The organism is Algoriphagus sanaruensis (genome assembly GCF_001593605.1).
GTDB classification, from domain to species: Bacteria; Bacteroidota; Bacteroidia; order Cytophagales; family Cyclobacteriaceae; genus Algoriphagus; species Algoriphagus sanaruensis.
This window is the reverse complement of sequence record NZ_CP012836.1, coordinates 2,726,025-2,746,894: the sequence shown is the minus strand read 5'-3', so window position 1 is coordinate 2,746,894 and position 20,870 is coordinate 2,726,025. Positions and strand designations below refer to the sequence as shown.

At 40.1% G+C, this 20,870-nt stretch carries 20 protein-coding genes; 13 read left to right on the top strand and 7 right to left on the bottom strand.

All coding sequences use genetic code 11. The annotated features are described in order from the left end of the window. Positions 1–75: 75 nt before the first annotated feature. The 3 genes from AO498_RS12035 to AO498_RS12025 form a co-directional block, all read right to left on the bottom strand. Positions 76–588, bottom strand: a complete 513-nt coding sequence (locus AO498_RS12035) for a DUF2911 domain-containing protein (protein ID WP_067547904.1) — start codon at positions 586–588, stop codon at positions 76–78. Between the two features lie 125 nt (positions 589–713). Continuing rightward, positions 714–1,862: a Gfo/Idh/MocA family protein gene (locus AO498_RS12030; RefSeq protein ID WP_067547901.1), complete on the bottom strand. Its 1,149-nt coding sequence runs from the start codon at positions 1,860–1,862 to the stop codon at positions 714–716. A gap of 107 nt (positions 1,863–1,969) precedes the next feature. Then, entirely contained in the window at positions 1,970–3,025 is a 1,056-nt protein-coding gene (locus tag AO498_RS12025) for an MBL fold metallo-hydrolase (protein WP_236778596.1), read from the bottom strand. A 307-nt stretch (positions 3,026–3,332) separates the two neighbouring features. Between AO498_RS12025 and AO498_RS12020 the strand changes: the two genes are divergently transcribed. Further along, complete coding sequence (locus AO498_RS12020; protein ID WP_067547895.1) at positions 3,333–3,791, top strand: (2Fe-2S)-binding protein; 459 nt, start codon at positions 3,333–3,335, stop codon at positions 3,789–3,791. A gap of 3 nt (positions 3,792–3,794) precedes the next feature. Continuing rightward, positions 3,795–5,957 (top strand): xanthine dehydrogenase family protein molybdopterin-binding subunit, encoded by a 2,163-nt coding sequence (locus AO498_RS12015; protein ID WP_067547893.1) that lies wholly within the window; start codon positions 3,795–3,797, stop codon positions 5,955–5,957. Positions 5,958–6,037: 80 nt separating this feature from the next. Here AO498_RS12015 and AO498_RS12010 read toward each other — a convergent pair whose 3' ends face one another. From AO498_RS12010 to AO498_RS12000, 3 genes are read right to left on the bottom strand one after another with little or no spacing between them, the layout of a single operon-like run. Continuing rightward, positions 6,038–6,385, bottom strand: coding sequence for a hypothetical protein (locus tag AO498_RS12010; protein WP_067547890.1), 348 nt, complete (start codon positions 6,383–6,385; stop codon positions 6,038–6,040). 22 nt (positions 6,386–6,407) lie between these two features. Then, positions 6,408–7,139, bottom strand: coding sequence for an SDR family oxidoreductase (locus AO498_RS12005; RefSeq protein ID WP_067547887.1), 732 nt, complete (start codon positions 7,137–7,139; stop codon positions 6,408–6,410). Continuing rightward, positions 7,136–7,753, bottom strand: coding sequence for an NADPH-dependent F420 reductase (locus AO498_RS12000; RefSeq protein ID WP_067547884.1), 618 nt, complete (start codon positions 7,751–7,753; stop codon positions 7,136–7,138). Before AO498_RS12000 ends, AO498_RS12005 begins: the two co-directional genes overlap by 4 nt. 112 nt (positions 7,754–7,865) lie before the next feature. Between AO498_RS12000 and AO498_RS11995 the strand changes: the two genes are divergently transcribed. The 6 genes from AO498_RS11995 to AO498_RS11970 all read left to right on the top strand — a co-directional run bounded on the left by AO498_RS11995 (position 7,866) and on the right by AO498_RS11970 (position 13,603). Further along, entirely contained in the window at positions 7,866–8,216 is a 351-nt protein-coding gene (locus AO498_RS11995; protein WP_067547881.1) for a winged helix-turn-helix transcriptional regulator, read from the top strand. 13 nt (positions 8,217–8,229) lie between these two features. Continuing rightward, positions 8,230–9,375: a cysteine desulfurase family protein gene (locus AO498_RS11990; RefSeq protein ID WP_067550464.1), complete on the top strand. Its 1,146-nt coding sequence runs from the start codon at positions 8,230–8,232 to the stop codon at positions 9,373–9,375. 64 nt (positions 9,376–9,439) lie between these two features. Further along, complete coding sequence (locus tag AO498_RS11985; RefSeq protein WP_067547878.1) at positions 9,440–10,975, top strand: helicase HerA-like domain-containing protein; 1,536 nt, start codon at positions 9,440–9,442, stop codon at positions 10,973–10,975. Positions 10,976–10,992: 17 nt separating this feature from the next. Further along, positions 10,993–12,198 (top strand): BaiN/RdsA family NAD(P)/FAD-dependent oxidoreductase, encoded by a 1,206-nt coding sequence (locus AO498_RS11980; protein ID WP_067547875.1) that lies wholly within the window; start codon positions 10,993–10,995, stop codon positions 12,196–12,198. 3 nt (positions 12,199–12,201) lie between these two features. Beyond that, positions 12,202–12,555 carry a hypothetical protein gene (locus tag AO498_RS11975; protein WP_067547872.1) on the top strand — a complete coding sequence of 118 codons (354 nt, stop codon included), beginning with the start codon at positions 12,202–12,204 and terminating at the stop codon, positions 12,553–12,555. 70 nt (positions 12,556–12,625) lie between these two features. Continuing rightward, positions 12,626–13,603, top strand: coding sequence for a YheT family hydrolase (locus tag AO498_RS11970; RefSeq protein WP_067547869.1), 978 nt, complete (start codon positions 12,626–12,628; stop codon positions 13,601–13,603). A gap of 22 nt (positions 13,604–13,625) precedes the next feature. Here the strand turns inward: AO498_RS11970 and lhgO are convergent, their stop codons facing one another. Beyond that, on the bottom strand, positions 13,626–14,825 hold the full coding sequence (lhgO, locus tag AO498_RS11965) for an L-2-hydroxyglutarate oxidase (protein ID WP_067550462.1): 1,200 nt from the start codon (positions 14,823–14,825) through the stop codon (positions 13,626–13,628). A 164-nt stretch (positions 14,826–14,989) separates the two neighbouring features. Here lhgO and AO498_RS11960 point away from each other — a divergent pair, with 164 nt between their 5' ends. From AO498_RS11960 to rplT, 5 genes are all read left to right on the top strand, one after another. Then, positions 14,990–17,467 (top strand): DUF5686 and carboxypeptidase-like regulatory domain-containing protein, encoded by a 2,478-nt coding sequence (locus AO498_RS11960; protein ID WP_067547866.1) that lies wholly within the window; start codon positions 14,990–14,992, stop codon positions 17,465–17,467. A gap of 108 nt (positions 17,468–17,575) precedes the next feature. Continuing rightward, positions 17,576–19,525 carry a threonine--tRNA ligase gene (thrS, locus tag AO498_RS11955; protein WP_067547863.1) on the top strand — a complete coding sequence of 650 codons (1,950 nt, stop codon included), beginning with the start codon at positions 17,576–17,578 and terminating at the stop codon, positions 19,523–19,525. A gap of 83 nt (positions 19,526–19,608) precedes the next feature. After that, entirely contained in the window at positions 19,609–20,166 is a 558-nt protein-coding gene (gene infC / locus AO498_RS11950; protein WP_067547859.1) for a translation initiation factor IF-3, read from the top strand. Positions 20,167–20,190: 24 nt separating this feature from the next. Next, positions 20,191–20,385 (top strand): 50S ribosomal protein L35, encoded by a 195-nt coding sequence (gene rpmI / locus AO498_RS11945; protein WP_067547856.1) that lies wholly within the window; start codon positions 20,191–20,193, stop codon positions 20,383–20,385. Positions 20,386–20,488: 103 nt separating this feature from the next. Beyond that, positions 20,489–20,833 carry a 50S ribosomal protein L20 gene (gene rplT, locus AO498_RS11940; RefSeq protein WP_067547853.1) on the top strand — a complete coding sequence of 115 codons (345 nt, stop codon included), beginning with the start codon at positions 20,489–20,491 and terminating at the stop codon, positions 20,831–20,833. Positions 20,834–20,870: the final 37 nt, after the last annotated feature.

The following is a 20,870-nucleotide window of genomic DNA, read 5'->3' as shown; positions in this document are numbered from 1 at the left end:
AAAAAGATTAAGTAGTTTCATTAAAAAAGCCACTTTTCAAATTTGAAAAGTGGCTTTTTTATAGGTGATGTAAGATTATTTCGCCTCGCTTAGTTTGGCTTCTGCCTTACCATATTCCCATCTAATTTCGAATTTGTCTGGTTTAACTTCATAAACCAATCGCTCTTCCATGGATGAAGTTTGCATAGAAGGCACATTAACTCGAAGTTGATCTTGGCTGGCATCATAATTAAAAGCTCCCCATTGCTTCGCTACTTTATTGAAAATGAAAGTAGATTGACCTTCATTTGGAATAATAAAAAAGCTGTAAGTCCCTGCAGGAAGTTTTTGGCCTTCTACCATGATGTCTTTCGAAGTTGTAAATGTGGTAGCTTCATTAGCACCAGCTCTCCAAACTTGACCTAATGGAACCAAGTCTCCCCAAATCATTCTTCCTTTTACTGCTGGAGAAGAATAGTTAATGGTGACTTTACTTCCTCCAATGGTTCCTTCTGCAGTTTTTGCAGGGCTTGCTTTTTCTTGAGCAAAGCTAAAAGTGACAGCCATTGCTAACATGGCAAGGGTAAATAGTGCTTTTTTTAGATTCATGATAGTATTGATTTGGTTGTGAAATAATTTCGTATTTGAATTTGAAAAACTTAAAAGTTACTACTTAGGTTTCAAGAAAAAGGCCTTTTCGAAAGATTACGAAAAGGCCTTTTGTACTTTTTGGATTAGATTTTAACCCAAGCTTGTTTTTTATTACTTTCTACGATGCGTTCTCCGATAATTAATTCTCGTAAACCATCAGCAAATGTCGGGAAAGTAGCGTTTTCTGGCTGTTTTCCGGTGGCAACTGCAGCATACACTTCTTTAAACATTTGCTTGGAGGTATCCGGAAATCCTTCATTATGTCCACCAGGGAAGCTAATGAGGGAAGAGGCTTCACGATGGAAAAGAGAAGGGTCTTTCATCAACTGTTCATTGGCTTTTTCACGTTTTCCAATCCACAATTCATTTGGTCTCTCAGAGTTAAACTCAAAGTTGGATTTTGATCCCGCGATTTCAATGTTCAGTCGATTTTTACGTCCGGCGTTTACCTGAGAAACTGTAATAGAACCCTTGGAGCCATTGTCAAATCGAAGCAAAACAGTAGCATGATCTTCAGTATTAATTGGTACCTCTTGATAATCATCCATTGTAAGCATCTTGCCAGAATAAGTTTCAATTGGCTTCAATGGTTTTAGTCTTGTTTTATGGACAGTTGAAAAATCAGCCATCACTTCGGTAATTTTAAGTCCAGTCACATATTCGGTAATATCCAAAAGGTGCGAACCAATATCTGCAATGGCACGAGAGTCTCCTGACTTATCGGGTTCAAGTCTCCAGTTGTAATCTGTATTCAAGAAAAGCCAATCTTGAAGGTAGGACCCCATGATAGAATAGACTTCGCCCAGTTCTCCTTTTTCCCGCATCACCTTCATCTGTCTGACCATCGGATAATACCGAAGGTTAAAATGAACGGCATTTACCAGTCCGGTTTCTGCTGCAAGTTTTACAAGCTCCTCAGCTTCGTGGATTTTAACGGCTAAGGGTTTTTCGCATACGACGTGTTTTCCTGCTAAAAGGACTGCCTTGGCTTGAGAAAAGTGCAGAAAATTTGGCGTACAAATATGGACAACGTCAATATCGTCTTGTTTTAGCATATCGTCAAAAAGATACGCTCTTGGGATTCCAAGGGCCTTTGCCTTCTCATTGGCAAGCTCTTGGTTAACTTCTACAAGCGCAACGACTTCCACATTGGGAATTCTTCTCAGGGCTTCCAGGTGAGCAGGACCGATAAATCCTGTTCCTACGATAGCCGCTTTTAAGGTTTGGGACATAGGTTTATTTTGGTTAGATACTAGTTTGATCGATTGAAATTAGAAAAAATGAGCAAAAATCACCCAAGCTCAATTCTGGTAATTTGTGAATAATTCTGAAAATCAACTTAAGGATTTATCCACCAAGTTTCCTGAGGAAGATTATTTTCCTTGAATTCAATGAATTGCCCAATCTTTGGAATAACCACGGGAAGATTTAATTCCTTGCTTTTTTCTAATACACGTTCTACAGGATCAGTCCAGGAATGCATCGCCAAGGTAAAGGCACCCCAATGGATCGGCATGATTGTCTTTGCACGGATATCTATCCCTGCTTGGGCGGTTTCCTCGGGCATCATATGGATTTCTTTCCAATTCTCATTGTATTGCCCACATTCCATCATAGCAAAATCAAATGGTCCATATTTTTCACCGATTTCAGTAAAGTGCGGCCCATACCCTCCATCTCCACTGAAATAAATATTATCAACTTGACCCTTGATAACCCAAGAACCCCACAATGTTGAAAATCGATTGCCGAGTCCTCTTCCAGAAAAATGTCTAGAAGGTGTGAAGGCAAAAAACAATTCTTCGTGGGAAATTTCCTGCCACCAGTCTAGTTCCTTGATTTTAGAAGGTTCTACTCCCCAATGTTCTAGATGTGATCCAACGCCAAGCGGGACAAGAAACATTTTGGTTTTAGATTTTAATTTTTGAATCGATCCATAATCCAAATGATCATAGTGGTCATGTGAAAAAAGGATCATATCTATTTCAGGAAGCTTTTCCACTTCGATCGGTAACTCTTTCGAATATCGACTTCTCCCAAGCAAAGGATGTGGAGCGGGAACTTCCCCAAACATGGGATCTAAAAGGATATTTTTTCCATCCAACTGAAGTAAAAATGCAGAATGACCAAACCAAATAAGTTGGGTAGGACTTGGTGAATTGACTAAATCTAAGGAATCAACCTTAACGACCGGCAATTCGAAATCGGGTCTTGAATTTGGTGTCCCTGCAAAAAATTTGGGTAGCATTTTTACGGCCTTCCAAAAATCCATATCCATGGACGTAGGAATAAGGTTCTGGAACTTTCCCTCTTTAAAATTGGGTGATTTTTCGTAATGATTTTTTTTCTCAGGACTTGGATCTTTTCCAAACTGAGGGCTAAGGTTTGTGAACATAATGCCAATTGTAATTAGGGAAATAAAGATTGAAAGCACGGACCAACCCGTAATTCGTAAGATCCTGAAAAGGAGTAGTTTCATAAATTACTTCGACTCTGTTGCTTTTAATAGAGTCAATGGGTTAAAAACGTAGCTAGAACAAAAAGTTCTGTTTAGTCCTTAATTTTTTACAATTTGTCCCTGTACGACTCTAATTTTTCTAAACAGAATATTCGCCTTTTATCTTTTAATAAAAACGAAATCAAAAAGTACCTTTTTAAAGGAGTTGATTTTCTTTATTTTAAGACCAAACATAAACAGAACCATGGCAAATTATACCCTAAAAATCAATGGAAAATCCCATGCAGTAGAGGTGGAGGATGATACTCCGCTTTTGTGGGTGCTTCGAGACCACTTGGGATTGGTAGGAACCAAGTTTTCTTGTGGCATAGCTCAATGCGGTGCGTGCACAGTTCATTTGAATGGAAATGCTACTTTTTCATGCGTGACTCCGGTTTCTAGTGTAGGCAACTCAGAGGTGACGACGATTGAAGGCTTGTCTGAATCTGGAAATCATCCTGTTCAAAAAGCTTGGGAGGAAGTGGATGTGGCTCAGTGTGGATATTGTCAAGCTGGACAAATTATGACTGCAGCGGCATTTTTGGAGCAAAACCCAAATCCTACTATGGAGGAAATTGATAATGCGATGAATCGAAATATTTGTCGTTGTGGGACTTATCATAAAATTCGAGAAGCTGTGGCTTTAGCTGCTAAAACCAAATAATCCATGAATACTATAACAAGAGCAAGTCGAAGGGATTTTCTTAAAATCGCCGGAACCACCGCAGGAGGTTTATTTATCGGGTTCAACTGGTTTAGTTGCGATTCTCCAAAAGTTGAAGTGCTAAGCACTGAGCAAATTTTAGCTCAAGCCAAATCATTTAACGCGTATTTGTCTATTTCTCCAACGGGTGATGTGGTGATCTATTCTCCTAATCCAGAGCTTGGTCAAAATATAAAAACCTCCTTCCCGATGGTGGTAGCAGAGGAATTGGATGCAGACTGGGAAAAGGTACGTGTAGTTCAAGCCAATCTCGATACCGAAAAATTTGATCGTCAGCTTACAGGAGGATCAGGTGCAATGCCTCATAGCTGGGAAAGGTTGAGAAAAGCAGGGGCTACTGCGAAGTTTTTACTCGTAGCGGCAGCGGCAGAGAAATGGAATGTTCCAGCTGAGGAGATCGTGGTGGAAAGTGGAATTATTTCGCATCCTGGAAGTGGAAATAAGGGACATTTTGGAGAGTTTGTGGAATTAGCAGCTACAAAAATTGCTCCTGAGGAAGTTCAATTAAAAGACAAAAAGGATTTTAAAATCATTGGTACTCCGGTTAAAAATGTGGATGCCAAAGAAATGTATACCGGTAAGCCTTTATACGGATTGGATTTTTATCGGGAAGGAATGAAGCATGCCATGGTTCAGCGAGCTCCTTTTGGGATGAAAATCAAATCAGTAGATGATGCTGCTGCTCGTGCTGTTTCTGGAATCTCTGACGTGGTAGTCTTTGGAACAAGTGTGGCTGTGGTCGGAAATTCTACATGGCCATTGTTAAAGGCCAAGAAACTGTTAAAAGTAGAGTATGAGCCAGATGGTGCCGTGGAAAGTTCAGCCGACCATGATCGTATTTTTTCGGAATTGATGGCAAAAGGAAAAGCTGAGGTTAAGCGAAAAGATGGAAATGTGGATATAGCTTTCAAAAATGCTGCGAAAGTGGTGACTGCTGAATATCAGTGTCCATTTTTGGCTCATTCTCCCATGGAACCAGAGAATTTCTTCGCTCATGTCTCTGGAGATCGATGCGAACTCATCGGTCCAACTCAAACTCCAGATCGAGCAAGGCAAGCTGCTGCCCAGATTTTGGGTATTCCTGTGGAAAACATTACCGTTGAAATCACTCGCCTAGGAGGTGGATTTGGAAGAAGGCTTCGTGCCGACTATGCCGAAGAGGCTGTTCATATTTCAAAAGCCATCAATGCACCGGTAAAAGTAACCTGGAATCGCGAGGATGAATTGACTGGAGGGGCTTATCGACCAGCGGTCAGGTATCGTTTTGAAGCCGCCTTGGATGCCTCCGGAACCATGATGGGTTATAAATTAAGAGGAGTAGGGATGAATGCTGGAAATACCACCCGTGAAAATAATTTCCCTTCCGGAGCCGTTGATCATGTATTGATAGAAAGTATTGAACATCAGTCATCAATTACAACCAATGCTTGGCGGGCTCCTATCACCAATTTCTTGGCCTATGCTGAGCAAAGTTTTCTAGATGAAGTAGCCTTAGAGGTAGGGAAGGATCCTGTCGAATTCCGACTAAAATTGTTAAATAGAGCCAAGACCAATCCTGTAGGAGAGTTAGGTTATGATGTGGATCGAATGATCGGAGTGGTAAAAACTGCTGCTGAAAAAGGCAATTGGGGTAAAAACCCTGAGGTTAAGCAAGGATTTAGCGTGTATTTCTCTCATCGCTCTTATGTGGCTCAAGTGGCAGATATTGAGGTCAAAGGTGGTACACCAGTCTTGAAGAAAATCACTGCGGTAACTGATTGCGGGATGGTGGTTAACCCAACTGGCGCCAATCATCAGGTTCGAGGCGGAATCGTTGACGGGATGGGGCATGCGATGTACACCAATCTTACCTTTGAAAACGGTCTTCCCAAGCAGCGGAATTATGATTCTTATCGCTTGATTCGACTCAAGGAGGTACCTGAAATTGAAACTCATTTTGTGGATTCTGGATTTGACCCAACTGGTTTAGGGGAGCCGGCATTACCTCCAACAGGAGGAGCTATAGCAAATGCAATTTTTGCTGCAACAGGTAGAAGACTTCGAAGTCAACCCTTTATTGAGCAAAAGGAATTTTCGGATATTAAACTGGAAATCAAACGAGCTTAATTGATTAATTCATAAAACAAAAACCTCTCAAATTAAATTTGAGAGGTTTTTTCGTTTTTAATCTTGTTGTAATTAAACCTTCAGATTTCGTCCATTTCTCGACTTGGCCAGTACGGGCCAGTCAATATGATTTTTTGAATTTCAGGTTCAATTTCGAAGTTGATTTTTATAGTTTCTGTGTTGTTTTCAGAAATAGCCAAACAAGCATTGAAAAATACAAGATCAAATTCCAATTTAATTACCCCTTTAAATTTTGACTCAAATTCAGGGCTTCCAAAAAGTCTAACTTTTTCCACGACCGCACCCTCTTTCTTGAAATAATAAGTAAGGAAAATACCAAGTTCTTTTTCTTTCTTAGAAATCAAATGGACTAAGTCTTGGTCCATTTTTTCAGTTGGTACAAAATCAAAAGTCCAGGTTTCTTGCATGGCTATTTAATGAGTTGCCAATTTACCATGGATGCGGGCTCCCGTCAAAATTCAAAAAGCTTCCTGTTTCCTCTAAGCTTACTTTTTCGACAATATTTTTGATCAAATTTTTGACTGACTCCTCTGTGGTGAAAGTTGCTTTTTGTCCTCCCATTTGGGTTTTAACCCAACCCGGATTGACATTGACGCAAATAATTCCCTCATTTTTGAGTTCAAGAGCCATGGATTTATTCAGGACATTCAACAGATTTTTGCTTCCTACATATCCATAATGTCCTCCAAAAGAAAGTTGGCTGACGGAAGAAAGCCAACTTGAAATATTGACCACTAATGGTTTTTCGCTCTTTTTCAAAAGCGGTAAAAAGTGCTTAACCATCATCAAAGGAGCTAAGCTATTGATCTGGATTACCTGGAGCATTTCCTGATAATCTAATTGTGAAAGGTTGAAAGCCTTTGCCATTCTGGATTTATCCGCATAGTCTTTTGGATTGATTCCTGCATTGTTGACAATGAGGTCAACTCTTCCAAATAGCTCAGTAGCCCAGGAGGCTAAATCTTCAATTTCTGATTCATTAGCGACATCTAGGGCTTTGGGATAAATGACCAAATCCTGTTGGTTTAATTCACTTGCTGCTAGCTGAGCCTGTTCAAAATTTCTTGCAGTGAGGATTACTTTATATCCTTTTAGTCCGAGTTGGTGACACCATTCAAGACCAAGGCCCTTTGCTGCTCCAGTGACTAGGGCTACTTTCATCGTTTTAAAAGTTTAAATCCGATATCCCGACCTTGGTCTTGGAACATGGCTAAATTGATCCAAAACCAGGCAAATTGCTCTATAAGCTCAAATTTGTCATTTCCTCCAATGGAATAACATTCTCCAAATCCAGCATCTTTCGCAAGCTGGATGGCAGCTCTTTTTCCCATTTCGCTATCTCCCGCCACAAACATATCAAGGGCAGTGATTTCATAAATTGGATTGACCATATTATTGTAGCCTGTGGTATTAAAGCATTTGACCACGTCCTCGGTTTGGGTATTGGCTAAGATAGCCTCAGCAGTAGATTTAAAGCCTTTCGGTCCACGTCCCATGACGATATTCATGGAGTCAATGATGATTTTTCCTGTGGTATTTCCCATGCTTTTAGCCACTTCTACAGCAGCGTTTGCTGGAGTAGCTACAAGAATTACATTGGATAGGCGGACAGCTTCTTCTATTGAAAAAACCTTCGTATTTGGATTTTTCAATAATTCCATTCCCTTAAAATTTGAGCTATCCTGTACGCCCAAATTAATTTCATGGCCGGCCTTGGCCCATTTGGTAGCCAAAGCGCCACCCACATTTCCGGTTCCTATTATTGCGATTTTCATACCCTTGGAAATTTTTAATAAATAAAGATCGATTATTTACTTTCCTATATTTGATTACTTACCAAAGATTATGATATGCACCTTTAGGTAAGAAATGGAAAAATGAAACCTTATGCCTGATTTCTTATTTAACAATAAGCTGTATTACAACCCGGTTGAATTCGCAATGGATAGAATCGGGGGTACATGGAAGATGCCTATCTTATGGAGATTAAAGGATCGGATCATGCGCTATGGAGAATTGAAAAAAGACATTCCCCATATCACTCATAAAATGCTGACAAGCCAATTGAGGGAATTGGAAGAAGAAGGATTTATAGTCAGAACAGTTTATCCGGTAGTTCCGCCTAAGGTGGAATATTCCATCACGGAAAGAGGACTTTCGGCTATTCCAATCATCGATACCATTCGAAATTACGGCAAGCAGCTGATGGAAGATTTTGGGGTTGGAGAGAAAAAATAAGCAAATTCAGGCTATGAATTACCCAATTTACTTCGATTATAATGCGACAACCCCTTGTGCTCCAGAGGTTATTGAAGCAATGCTTCCATTTTTTGGGGTTCATTTTGGAAATGCGGCTAGCAAAAGTCATCCTTTTGGATGGATTGCTGAAAATGCAGTGGAAGAAGCGAGGGAAAAAATTGCAAATCTGATAGGAGCCAAACCCAAAGAGATCATTTTTACCTCAGGTGCTACCGAATCTATCAATCTTGCGATAAAAGGAACTTTTGAATCTTATGTCGAGGAAAAGCAGCATTACATCACTTGCCAAACAGAGCATAAAGCGGTCTTGGATACGTTTTCGGAATTAGAGAAGATAGGCGCAGAAGTAACCTATCTCCCTGTGGATTCTAATGGCACAATCAGTCTAAAAGATTTGGAAAATTCCATTCGCTCATACACCAAAATGATTTGCTTGATGTGGGCTAATAACGAAACAGGTGTGATTCATCCGATTTCAGAAATTGCAGCGCTGGCAGAATCAAGAAATATTATCTTTTTCACCGATGGGGTACAGGCAGCAGGTAAAATTCCTGTTTCAGTATCAGGAATTCATTTGATGGCACTTTCTGCTCATAAATTGTATGGCCCCAAAGGAGTAGGGGCACTGTATGTCAGGCATAACCATAGTTTGCCAAAACCTTTGGCTCAAATCCATGGAGGGGGGCATGAAAAAGGATTGCGAAGTGGAACCCTGAATGTTCCTGGAATTGTAGGATTTGGAAAGGCTGCAGAATTGAGGTTAATGGAGATGAAAGAAGAAGGAAAAAGATTAGAAATCCTTCGAAATAGACTTGAATCAGATATTTTGGGGATTCAAGGAACGATCTTGAATGGAAGTCAGGATAATAGATTGCCTCATGTTTCCAATATATCATTCTCAGGAGTTGAAGGTGAAGAGCTTCTCAAAAAAATCAATCAGAAAATTGCGGTGAGTTCGGGTTCAGCCTGTACTTCTATTTCTCCTAAACCCAGTCATGTTTTGCAAGCTATGGCGCTTAATCCGGATTTGGGAAGAGCTTCGATTCGCTTTAGTCTTGGAAGGAATACAAGTCTGGAAAATGTTGAATTTGCAGCCGCTTGGACAAGCGAGGTTATTGAATCGTTGAGGACCAATTAATTTGATGATTCTCTTATCTTGAAGCACAAACCAATCCAAGGAATTAAATCCACATACTTTTCATATGGATCGTCAAACACAATTTAGAAATCATCTTGCCGAAGGTCAGGTATTTAAAAAAGATTATATCGTTTTAGGGACAGGGATCCTTGATGGCGAACCTGTTTCAAACGCTCAGATTAAAATCCCTTTGAAAACCTTAAATCGACACGGTTTGATAGCAGGTGCAACAGGTACTGGAAAAACCAAAACCTTGCAGGTAATAGCAGAACAGCTCTCTCTTAAAGGTATTCCCTCGGTCTTGATGGATTTGAAAGGAGATCTTTCTGGATTGGCTCAAGCAGGAAGCGTCTCTGATTTTATTCTAAAAAGATCAGAAACCATCGGAGTTTCTTATGATCCACAAGGACTCCCAGTGGAACTTATGTCGATTTCCAATGAAAAGGGAGTGCGCTTGAAAGCTACAGTTTCTGAATTTGGACCTGTTCTAATCTCCCAAATCCTAGAGCTCAATGATACGCAGCGAGGAGTGGTTGCCTTAGTCTTCAGGTATTGTGATTTGAATCATTTGCCCTTGTTGGATTTAAAGGATTTCAAAAGAGTTCTTCAGTTTGTTGTCAATGAAGGGAAGAGTGATATTGAAAAAGAATTCGGACAGGTTTCAGCAGCATCTGTAAACACGATCATGCGCAAAGTTATCGAACTGGAGCAGCAAGGAGCGGACCGGTTTTTTGGTGAATTATCATTCGATGTTCAGGATTTTGTGCGGACGAAAGAGGGTAAAGGCGTAGTTTCCATCATTCGATTGACCGACATTCAGAGCAAGCCTAAAGTTTTTTCCACCTTCATGCTCAGCTTGTTATCAGAAATCTATGAGACATTTCCTGAGCAAGGAGATTCAGACCAACCGAAACTTTGTTTGTTTATTGATGAGGCACATTTGGTGTTTTCTAGTGCTTCAAAGGATCTTTTGGAAAAGATAGAAGCCATCATTAAGCTTATTCGATCCAAGGGAGTTGGGGTTTATTTTTGTACACAAACTCCTACAGACGTTCCGGATAATGTTCTTGGCCAGTTAGGTTTAAAAGTACAACATGCACTAAGAGCATTTACAGCCAAAGATCGTAAAGCAATCACAAAAACTGCCGAAAACTACCCGGATTCGCCATTTTACGATACAGCTGAAGTATTAACCTCCATGGGAATTGGTGAAGCTTTGGTAACAGCCTTAAATGAAAAAGGAATTCCGACTCCATTGGCCAGAACACTTGTTCGCGCACCGATAACCCGGATGGATATTTTGTCTTCAACTGAAATTGATCAATTGGTAGCGAGTTCTGATTTGGTTCGAAAATACAATCATGACCTTGATCGTGACAGTGCATTTGAGATATTGGAGCGAAAAATGAATCAAGTTGAATCCGTTCAACAAAAAGAAATTCCCAAGGAAGTGACCAGAAAATCAAGTTCAAGAACTCCAAAAGACGAATCACTTTTGAAAGAACTGAGTAAAAATACGATGGTCCGGCAATTGGGTAGAACTTTGTTTAGAGAGCTGGCCCGAGGAATATTGGGATCATTTTCAGGAAAGAGGAGATAATCAGAAAAGAAAGACCCTTGAAAATCGCAATCATAGGAGGAGGTGCTGCAGGTTTTTTTGCGGCGATACATGCCAGTAAGCCTGGAAATGAAGTCATTATCTTTGAAAAAAGCCCAAAAATACTTTCCAAGGTAAAAATCTCAGGAGGTGGTCGCTGCAATGTTACCCATCAACCTTTGGAGATCTCAAAACTGGTGAAAAATTATCCCAGAGGTGAGAAGTTTTTGAAAAAGGCTTTTCGACATTTTGCTATTCCAGACACCTTTGATTGGTTTCAATCTCGAGGAGTAAAATTGAAAATTGAACCCGATGGACGAGTATTTCCTGTTACAGACTCCTCTCAATCCATTATTGATGCCTTGGTAAGGGAAGTTCAAAAACTTGGCGTAGAAGTAAGAATCAGTACCGGAATCAAAGCCATTACTCCGACTAAAAGTCGGTTTCGACTTCAATCAGAAAAAGGTGAATTTGAAGTGGACAGAGTTATTGTTGCTGCGGGGGGATTTCCTAAAGTAGACGGGTACACCTTTCTTAAATCATTAAACCACCAGATTCAAAACCCAATCCCTTCTTTATTTACCTTCAATGCTCCCAAAGAACCTATTCGTGATTTAATGGGGCTTGCTGTTCCGGATGGCTTGGTGAAACTGGAAGGAACCAAACTCAATTATAGAGGTCCGGTTTTGATTACCCATTGGGGAATTTCAGGTCCAGCAGTTCTTAAACTGTCTGCTTTTGGTGCAGAATGGCTTCATGAGGCCAATTATCGCACAAAGGCTCTGATCAACTGGAATGCAAATTTTTCCGAGCAATCCTATGTAGATCATTTATTGGCTTATGTTCAAAACCACCCCAAAAGAAAAGTTTTTGCTCATCCACTTTTTGACATCCCAAGTAGACTTTGGGTTCATTGTTGCGAAAATTCAGGCCTTTCAGAAACTGATCTTTTTGGGAATATATCCAAAAAGTCAATGAACCGTTTGATTCAAAATCTATTTTGCTATAATTTGGAAATTGATGGAAAAACAACCTTTAAAGAAGAGTTTGTTACTGCAGGTGGCATAAATCTTGGGGAGGTTGATCCTGATACAATGCAAAGTAAAAATCACCCGAACCTTTACTTTGCAGGCGAAATTCTAAATTTGGATGGCATCACGGGAGGCTTTAATTTTCAAGCTGCTTGGACCACTGGATTTATTGCTGGAAGTGCTGCAAAAAACTAATTTATGATAAAAAATTACCCTGAACTCAATACCCGAATTTCTGAGATGGCGGAAGGAGATGAAGACTTTAGGTCTGAGCTCACGCTTGCTATTTTCAATGGCTTAAAGGAGCTTTTGGAAAAGTATCAAGAGGGTAATCTGGAAAGTGATTTGGTGAAAATTCAACAAATTCGGCATAAGATTAAGCCTACGATTGCCATGTTTGAATTTGATGATTTGGCTGATTGTCTTCAAACTGGAAAAGAAATATTAGAATCAGAAGGTTTCGGAGGAAGTTTTGAAAAACATTTTCTAGAGTTTAGAGGTAAGGTGGAAGTTGCCATTCAAGAAGTAGAGTCACTCATGCAGCAGGCCTAGTTCTTTCCAATAAATTTTAATTAAGTACAAAAAGCAGGATCTTTATGACCTGCTTTTCTATTTCTCGTCTATGCCAATTTCAAATTCGAGCTATTCTAATCCGCCTTTTTTTCTTTTTAATGGCCATTTGGAGACTATTTATCCAAGTTTATTTCGAAAAATTGAAGGAGTTTTCTATTCCAGGGAAGAGATCAAAACCCCGGATGAAGACTTTTTACTTTTGGATTGGTCGAAGGTAGGAGGTCATCAATTACTGATTGTTTCGCATGGTTTGGAAGGAGATTCAGGAAGACATTATGCTAAGGCCCTGGTAAAACTATTTAATCAAGCTGGAGTCGATGTGCTGGTTTGGAACAATCGAACTTGTGGTGGCCCAATGAATAAAAAACCTATTTTGTATCATCACGGAGCCAGTTATGATTTGGAGACGGTAGTTCAACACGTTTTGAATAAGGGTGGTTATGAAGAAATTTTCCTCTCAGGGATCAGCATGGGGGGAGCTCAGACTTTAAAATATGTGGGAGAACAAGGAATTAACTTGCCTCAGGTGATTAAAAGAGTGGCTGTTTATTCGACTCCTTGCAATTTGCCTTCGAGTGCAGAAACACTTAAATGGCCCAAAAATAAATTTTATAAAAACCGCTTTCTAGGAAAGTTGAAGAAGAAAATGGAAGCTAAAGCGAAGCAATTTCCTGAACTTATTGATCTGGATTTGCTAAAGAGAATTGACACTTTTGATGAATTTGATACTCATTTTACGGCAAAGTTGCATGGGTTCAAGGATGCCCAAGACTTTTATCAAAAGGTAAGTGCAGATAACTGGATGGAGCAAATTCAAATTCCAACTTTAATTATCAATGCTCTTAATGACCCCTTGCTCGGGAAGGCTTGCTATCCAACAGCCCTTGCATCTAAAAAGGCTGAGATTTTCCTAGAAATGCCAAAAAGAGGAGGTCATACGGGATTTTTAATTCCTGGTCAAGAGTACACCTATGTAGAAAACCAATTACTCTCTTTTTTACTTAAAAAAAAGAGCCTTGATTTTTGATTTCAAGGCTCTTTGAAAGTTTTTAGAATCGTTTTAGCGCCATTTCTGCGACCGTACCCCCAATCGAAAGAGAACTTGTGGCTGCTGGAGAGGGCGCATTGAGTACATTGATCGCCTGTGCAGATTCGCGAATTGCGAAATCATCGAGTAGACCTCCACTACGATCGCAAGCCTGGGCACGAACTCCTGCGCCACCATCCACTAAGTCTGATTCTTGAATTTCTGGGATGAGTTCCTGGAGTGCTTTGGTGAAGGCTGCTTTGGAGAAGGATCGGTAAAGTTCTCCAAAGCCAGTTTTCCAATACTTAGCAGCAACTTTTTGGAATCCTGGCCAAGCCAGACTTTCAGCTAACTCTGTCAGGTTAATTTGAGATTTTTTATACCCTTCTCGCTTAAAAGCCAAAACTGCATTCGGCCCTGCTTCAACACCACCTTTCTTCATTCGAGTAAAGTGTACTCCCAAAAATGGAAAATTGGGATCAGGTACGGGATAAATTAGATTTTTGACGAGGTACTCTTTTTCCTTTTTGAGTTTATAATATTCCCCACGGAAAGGGATGATTTTGACATCATCGATTGAAGAATCATTAAGTCTAGCAATCTTGTCAGAATACAATCCAGCACAGTTGATAATTAGCTTTGCCTCAAAATCACCTTTTGAAGTTTGAATTTCGACTAAGCTAGGTTTGGTATTGATTGCTAATACTTTATGATTCAAAAATATGTCTCCACCGGATTGAATTATTTTCCTTCCATAGGCGATAGCTACCTGATAGTAATCTACGATGCCCGTTTGAGGTACATGGATAGCTGCTACTCCTGCACAATGGGGTTCATATTCCTTCAGTTCTTCCAAAGTGATTTTTCGAGTCCCGGTTAATCCATTTTGAAGACCTCTAGTCAATAGATTTTCTAATAATGGAATCTGCTCAACCCGGGTAGCGACAACCACCTTTCCGGTGATTTCATAAGGAATCTTTTCTTCCTTGCAAAAATTCACCAATTCATGATATCCATTGATGCAATTGGTTGCCTTCAACGATCCTGGCTTATAGTACAATCCAGAGTGAATTACGCCCGAATTGTTTCCAGTTTGATGTTTTGCTAATTGGTCTTCTTTTTCAAATAGGGCTACCTTGAGATCAGGCCTATCTTTTAAGACTTTGTGGGCAGTCGCCAATCCAACAATTCCTCCTCCAACTATTGCGATATCGTATTGCATGGGATATTTAATTTCGGACCAAATATAGTCACGGTCTGAATTAAAGAAATGGCTCCAAAGGCTTTCTAATACTCCAATTTGAGAAAAAAGACCATAAATGAGTTTGGCTAGGAATTTTACCGGTATTTTGCATCCGAATTTCAATTGAGTCGTAGAAAGTTTCCATGCATCGTTTTTTATTGACAGGGGTTTTACTCCTTTTTTCAATGGCTTCTTCAGCCCAATTTATTCTGAAGGGAAAAGTGACAGATGCCGAAACTGGTGATCCTATTGCTTTTGCCAACGTCTTGATTCAAGGAACTTCTGTCGGAGTTACTACAGATTTTGAAGGGGAGTATCTAATCCGAACCCAAACTCAAGGCGATAGCCTGACAGTAAGTTACTTAGGGTATACGACTCAATCCAAAAAGATTCAAAAGCTGAATGAGCAGACCATAAATTTCCAATTGTGGCCAGAAGCATTTGAGTTAGGGACTTTTGTTTTTGAAGCCGGAGAAAATCCTGCTTTCGAAATTATAAGGAGGGCTTCAGATCGAAGAAAGGATTTTGACAAACGATCCCTTGAGGCATATCAAACCAAAAATTATACAAAAATAGAAGTCGACATCGACAACCTTTCGGAGGATTTCAGACAGCGAAAATCAGTTCGTACGGTGACTGCTGTGCTGGATAGTATCCGTGAGCTGACCAATGATGAAGGAGAAAAGATTTTACCTGTATTTTTTTCTGAAACGGTTTCGCAATTTTTTTATCGAAACAATCCTGAATTAAGAAAAGAAATCATCGAAAAAACCAAGGTGACTGGTGTTGGGATTACGGATGGATCGACTACCTCTCAAATCACTGGATCGGTATTTCAAGAGTATAATTTTTATAAAAATTGGCTGCGAATCTTAGAGAAGGATTTCATTTCTCCTATAGCAGATGGTTGGAAAACCTACTACGATTATGATTTGATGGATTCAGTTCTCGTCGGTCAAGATTCCTGCTACAAGCTTCAGGTATACCCGCGACGAGAACAGGATTTAGCATTTACAGGGACAATTTGGATCAAAAAGGCCGATTATTCGCTCAAGCAGGTTGATTTAACGATCCCGAAGGCCGCTAATTTAAATTTTGTAGAACGAATCAAAATTCAACAAGAATTAGAGCACACTTCAGCAGGCCCATTAATTCCTTCTAAGACCCGAGTTTTGCTGAAAATTGGGCAGATCACAGATGATACCGCGGGGCTTTTGGCTAAATTTTACACCGCTACGGATAGTGTGTTGGTCAATCAACCGAAGCCTACTTCCTTTTTCAATCAAGCAGTGGAATTGAAGCCGGACTTCAGCTCATATTCTTCCGATTTTTGGAAGTCGATTAGACCTGATCCGCTCAGTGATGAGGAACTGGCAGTGTTGCAAATGGTGGATACTTTAAAGCGGATTCCTATTATTCGATTTTACTCGGAAGGCCTGAAGTTTTTTGCCACAGGATACTTGCCGATCAAGAAAATAGATCTGGGACCGTGGACAGAATTTGGGAATTACAATAATGTAGAAGGACTTCGGATGGGAATGGGACTTCGGTCTAATTTCAAGTTTTCCAACAAATGGCTTTTGGAAGGATACGCCGCCTATGGTTTAGTGGATCAGCGCTGGAAATATAAATTGGCTGCAACCTATATTTTAGATCGAATTCGCTGGACTACACTTCAAGTTCGTTCCTCTCGTGAGCTTGATCAAGTTGGCTTAGAAATGGAAAATTTGGAAGGAAACAGTGTTTTCTTGGCAGCTAGTCGATTTGGTACTTTAAGGAGACCATTTGTGTCCACCAATCAACGATTGGTTTTTCAACGAGAGTTTTTCAAAGGATTCTTGTTTACTGCCGGGATAAATCACTTCCAATTTGACCCTCTTTTTGATTTTTATTATCAGGCTAAAGGATCAAATGAACTGAAAAGTCAATTCAAAACGACAGAAATTAGGGGAGGAATTCGCTATGGTCGGGATGAATTGATTATCATAAATGACAATACTAGAGCATCTTTTGGTCCAAATCGATGGCCAATAGTTGCACTTAATTTTGCAAAAGGAATTCAAAGCTTGGGTGGAGATATTCGATACACTAAGCTCAACTTTTACCTCTACCAACGGCTGACCATGGGGATATTAGGGGTAGGAAGATATGAGTTGGATGCAGGGAAAATCTGGGGAGAAGTGCCATATCCGGTGTTGAAAAACCACTTAGGAAATGAGACCTTTTTCTACACCACGGCAGCTTTTAATACCATGAATTTTAATGAGTTTGCATCTGATAAATTTGTCAGTTTACGTTATAGACAATCATTTGAAGGATTTTTGCTTAATTCCTTGCCCCTCATCAAAAAACTTAAATGGAGAATGGTCGGAAATGCTAATGTCCTTTTTGGCTCTGTGAGGAATGAAAATATTCAAAACGTACCTTCTATTGATCCTTTTGGAAATCCTCTCAAAACATTTGGAAGGCTGGATCCTAGCAAGCCTTATGTAGAACTTGGTTATGGCATAGAAAATATATTTAAGTTTTTCCGAGTAGACTTTTTCCATCGGATGACTTATTTAGATCAACCTGAGGCCAAACCTTTCCATGTAAAAGTGAGTGCACAGATTATTTTGTAATGAAAGATTTTAAGCATTCTTCCTTAAAATTTTTCTCTTGGAAGCTGGTTGTGCATATTTGCAGCTTAAACCACCTGCCTGTTTGTATGGGCAGAAAATATAAATTACATGTCACAACTTATCAAAATCACCCTTCCCGATGGCTCGGTAAGGGAGTATGAAAAAGGAACTACCGGACTTCAGATTGCTGCCAGTATCAGCGAGGGTTTAGCCCGGAATGTTCTTGCTGCCAAGGTTAATGGTCAGGTTTGGGATGCTACTCGAGCTATTGAACAAGACTCCACACTTCAATTGCTTACATGGAATGATCTCGAAGGGAAAAACACCTTCTGGCATTCCTCAGCTCACTTGATGGCGGAAGCTTTAGAAGCGCTTTATCCAGGAATCAAATTTGGTATTGGCCCTCCTGTAGAAACAGGATTTTATTACGATGTGGACTTTGGTGACCACAAGCTGGAGGGAGAGGAGCTCGAAAAGATCGAAACCAAAATGATCGAGCTCGCTAAGCAAAAAAGTGAGTTTATCCGAAAGGATGTTTCCAAAAAAGATGCAGTTGCCTATTTCCAAGAAAAGGGAGACGAGTATAAGCTAGATCTTTTGGAAGGTTTGGAAGATGGCACCATCACCTTTTATGAGCAAGGCAACTTCACCGACCTTTGCCGTGGTCCTCATATTCCGAATACAGGTTTTGTCAAAGCTGTAAAACTGACCAATATTGCAGGTGCATACTGGAGAGGAGATGAGAAGCGTAAAATGCTCACTCGAATTTATGGTGTGACATTTCCGAAAGCTCAAGAGTTGAAAGACTACTTGACATTATTGGAAGAAGCGAAGAAGCGAGATCACCGAAAAATTGGTCGGGAGTTGGAGCTTTTCACATTCTCCGAAAAAGTGGGAATGGGACTTCCGCTTTGGTTACCAAAAGGGACCTTACTTCGAGAAAGACTTGTTGGCTTTATGAAAAAAGCACAAGACAAGTCTGGTTATCAGCAAGTGACTACTCCACATATTGGCCATAAGGTACTTTATGAGACTTCCGGTCACTATGAGAAGTATGGCAAGGATTCATTTCAGCCGATTACTACCCCGCACGAGGGAGAGGCGTTTTTGCTGAAGCCGATGAACTGCCCTCATCACTGCGAAATTTACAAGCATAAACCAAGATCTTACAAAGATCTTCCAATTCGATATGCTGAATTTGGTACCGTATATCGCTATGAGCAAAGTGGTGAATTGCACGGCTTGACTCGTGTAAGAGGGTTTACTCAGGATGATGCACATATTTTCTGTAGACCAGACCAGGTCAAAGAGGAATTTATCAAGGTTATCGATTTGGTATTGTATGTTTTCAAGGCATTGGGCTTTGAAGATTACACTGCTCAGATTTCTTTGAGAGATCCTGAGAATAAGCAGAAGTATATTGGTTCCGATGAAGCTTGGGAAAAGGCTGAAGCGGCAATCATCGAGGCTGCGGCTGAGAAGGGTTTGGAAACTGTAACTGAATTAGGTGAAGCAGCATTCTATGGGCCAAAATTAGACTTCATGGTGAAGGATGCTTTGGGAAGAAAATGGCAGTTGGGTACCATCCAGGTGGATTACCAGCTTCCGGATCGATTCCAATTGGAATACATTGGTTCGGATAACCAAAAGCATCGCCCGGTAATGATTCACAGAGCACCTTTTGGGTCTCTTGAGCGGTTTGTTGCGGTGCTTATTGAGCATTGTGCCGGTGATTTTCCACTATGGTTAGCTCCAGAACAAATTACCATTTTGCCAATCTCTGAAAAATATATTGCCTATGCCGAGCAAATCAAAGCAACACTTGATGAAGCCGGTATTACAGGTAATATTGATAACCGAGATGAAAAAATAGGCAGAAAGATCCGTGATTCGGAAGTGAAGAAAATTCCTTTCATGCTCATAGTCGGTGAAAAGGAAATGGAGGAAGGTAAAGTTTCCGTAAGAAAACATGGAGAAGGGGATAAAGGATCACTTTCAGTAGCTGAATTTGTTCACTATTTTCAAGGGATTATTTCTCAATCGTTGAGTAGAGAATAGAACTATAAAATTTTATTCTGTTTTTTCAATTAGAAATAATTCCGATATTTGCAGTCAATTTTAAAAAAACAACCTTAGCTAACTTGAGCCAAAGACCACAACAGCAACAAAGAGGAAGACAAGAAGAACCTTATCGAATCAATCATAAGATTCGAGCCCGAGAAGTTCGGGTGGTGGGTGATTTCGTGGAAGGCGGTAATGCCGTACTTTCAGTAGAAAAAGCGATAAAAATCGCAGAAGAAAATGAGCTGGATCTGGTAGAGATTTCTCCAAATGCAGTACCGCCAGTTTGCAAAATCATCGATTACGCAAAATTCAAGTACGAGCAAAAGAAAAAGCAAAAGGAAATCAAAGCTAACGCAGCCAAGGTTGTTCTTAAAGAAATTCGATTCGGACCCAACACGGACGATCACGACTTCAACTTCAAGTTAAAGCATGCAGTAAACTTCCTTAAAGAAGGAGCAAAAGTAAAAGCCTATGTTCACTTTGTGGGACGATCTATCGTCTTCAAAGAAAGAGGAGAAATGCTTTTGTTAAAATTTGCCCAGGCGCTTGAAGATTACGGAGTAGTAGAACAAATGCCAAAGTTGGAAGGCAAGCGGATGAATATATTCATTGCTCCGAAGCCAGGTAAAAAATAATTTCAACCAACTAAATACAGCAAAATGCCAAAAGTAAAAACCAAATCCGGTGCAAAGAAGCGGTTCTCTTTGACAGGAACCGGCAAAATCAAAAGGAAACACGCTTTTAAAAGCCACATCCTTACTAAAAAATCTACCAAGCGTAAGCGTGAATTGACCAAAGCTGGTCTAGTACACGTTTCCGACGAAGGAAGAGTAAGAGATATGTTGAAAATCTAATTTTCAAATTTCTCAAAATTTAAGGTTTATTTATTCACCAGGTGCATTGGTAACAAAGAGCTCGAGTTAATCGGGACACCAAGCGTCAAAAAACAAAAACACTATGCCTAGATCAGTAAACGCGGTAGCGTCAAGAGCAAGAAGAAAAAAAGTGCTTAAGGCCACAAGAGGTTATTTCGGAAGAGGTAGCAACGTATGGACGGTAGCAAAAAATAAGTATGAGAAAGGTCTTCAGTACGCCTACAGAGACAGAAAAGCTAAGAAAAGAGAATTTCGTGCTTTGTGGATTCAGCGTATCAATGCAGGTGCTAGAGAGCACGGCATTTCCTATTCTCAACTAATGGGCTTATTGAAGAAAGCAGATATCGAACTTAACAGAAAGGTATTGGCTGATCTTGCAATGAATCACCCAGAGGCATTCAAAGCTGTAGTTGAAAGAGTAAAATAAGATCGGCACTATCTTATTTTGCGGAAAGCCTTCCTTT

Bases quoted from the DNA above. Each gene is read 5' to 3' on its own strand.
- AO498_RS12035 (WP_067547904.1), bottom strand. From the start codon at position 588: ATGAATCTAAAAAAAGCACTATTTACCCTTGCCATGTTAGCAATGGCT.
- AO498_RS12030 (WP_067547901.1), bottom strand. From the start codon at position 1,862: ATGTCCCAAACCTTAAAAGCGGCTATCGTAGGAACAGGATTTATCGGT.
- AO498_RS12025 (WP_236778596.1), bottom strand. From the start codon at position 3,025: ATGTTCACAAACCTTAGCCCTCAGTTTGGAAAAGATCCAAGTCCTGAG.
- AO498_RS12020 (WP_067547895.1), top strand. From the start codon at position 3,333: ATGGCAAATTATACCCTAAAAATCAATGGAAAATCCCATGCAGTAGAG.
- AO498_RS12015 (WP_067547893.1), top strand. From the start codon at position 3,795: ATGAATACTATAACAAGAGCAAGTCGAAGGGATTTTCTTAAAATCGCC.
- AO498_RS12010 (WP_067547890.1), bottom strand. From the start codon at position 6,385: ATGCAAGAAACCTGGACTTTTGATTTTGTACCAACTGAAAAAATGGAC.
- AO498_RS12005 (WP_067547887.1), bottom strand. From the start codon at position 7,139: ATGAAAGTAGCCCTAGTCACTGGAGCAGCAAAGGGCCTTGGTCTTGAA.
- AO498_RS12000 (WP_067547884.1), bottom strand. From the start codon at position 7,753: ATGAAAATCGCAATAATAGGAACCGGAAATGTGGGTGGCGCTTTGGCT.
- AO498_RS11995 (WP_067547881.1), top strand. From the start codon at position 7,866: ATGCCTGATTTCTTATTTAACAATAAGCTGTATTACAACCCGGTTGAA.
- AO498_RS11990 (WP_067550464.1), top strand. From the start codon at position 8,230: ATGAATTACCCAATTTACTTCGATTATAATGCGACAACCCCTTGTGCT.
- AO498_RS11985 (WP_067547878.1), top strand. From the start codon at position 9,440: ATGGATCGTCAAACACAATTTAGAAATCATCTTGCCGAAGGTCAGGTA.
- AO498_RS11975 (WP_067547872.1), top strand. From the start codon at position 12,202: ATGATAAAAAATTACCCTGAACTCAATACCCGAATTTCTGAGATGGCG.
- AO498_RS11970 (WP_067547869.1), top strand. From the start codon at position 12,626: ATGCCAATTTCAAATTCGAGCTATTCTAATCCGCCTTTTTTTCTTTTT.
- lhgO (WP_067550462.1), bottom strand. From the start codon at position 14,825: ATGCAATACGATATCGCAATAGTTGGAGGAGGAATTGTTGGATTGGCG.
- AO498_RS11960 (WP_067547866.1), top strand. From the start codon at position 14,990: ATGCATCGTTTTTTATTGACAGGGGTTTTACTCCTTTTTTCAATGGCT.
- thrS (WP_067547863.1), top strand. From the start codon at position 17,576: ATGTCACAACTTATCAAAATCACCCTTCCCGATGGCTCGGTAAGGGAG.
- rpmI (WP_067547856.1), top strand. From the start codon at position 20,191: ATGCCAAAAGTAAAAACCAAATCCGGTGCAAAGAAGCGGTTCTCTTTG.
- rplT (WP_067547853.1), top strand. From the start codon at position 20,489: ATGCCTAGATCAGTAAACGCGGTAGCGTCAAGAGCAAGAAGAAAAAAA.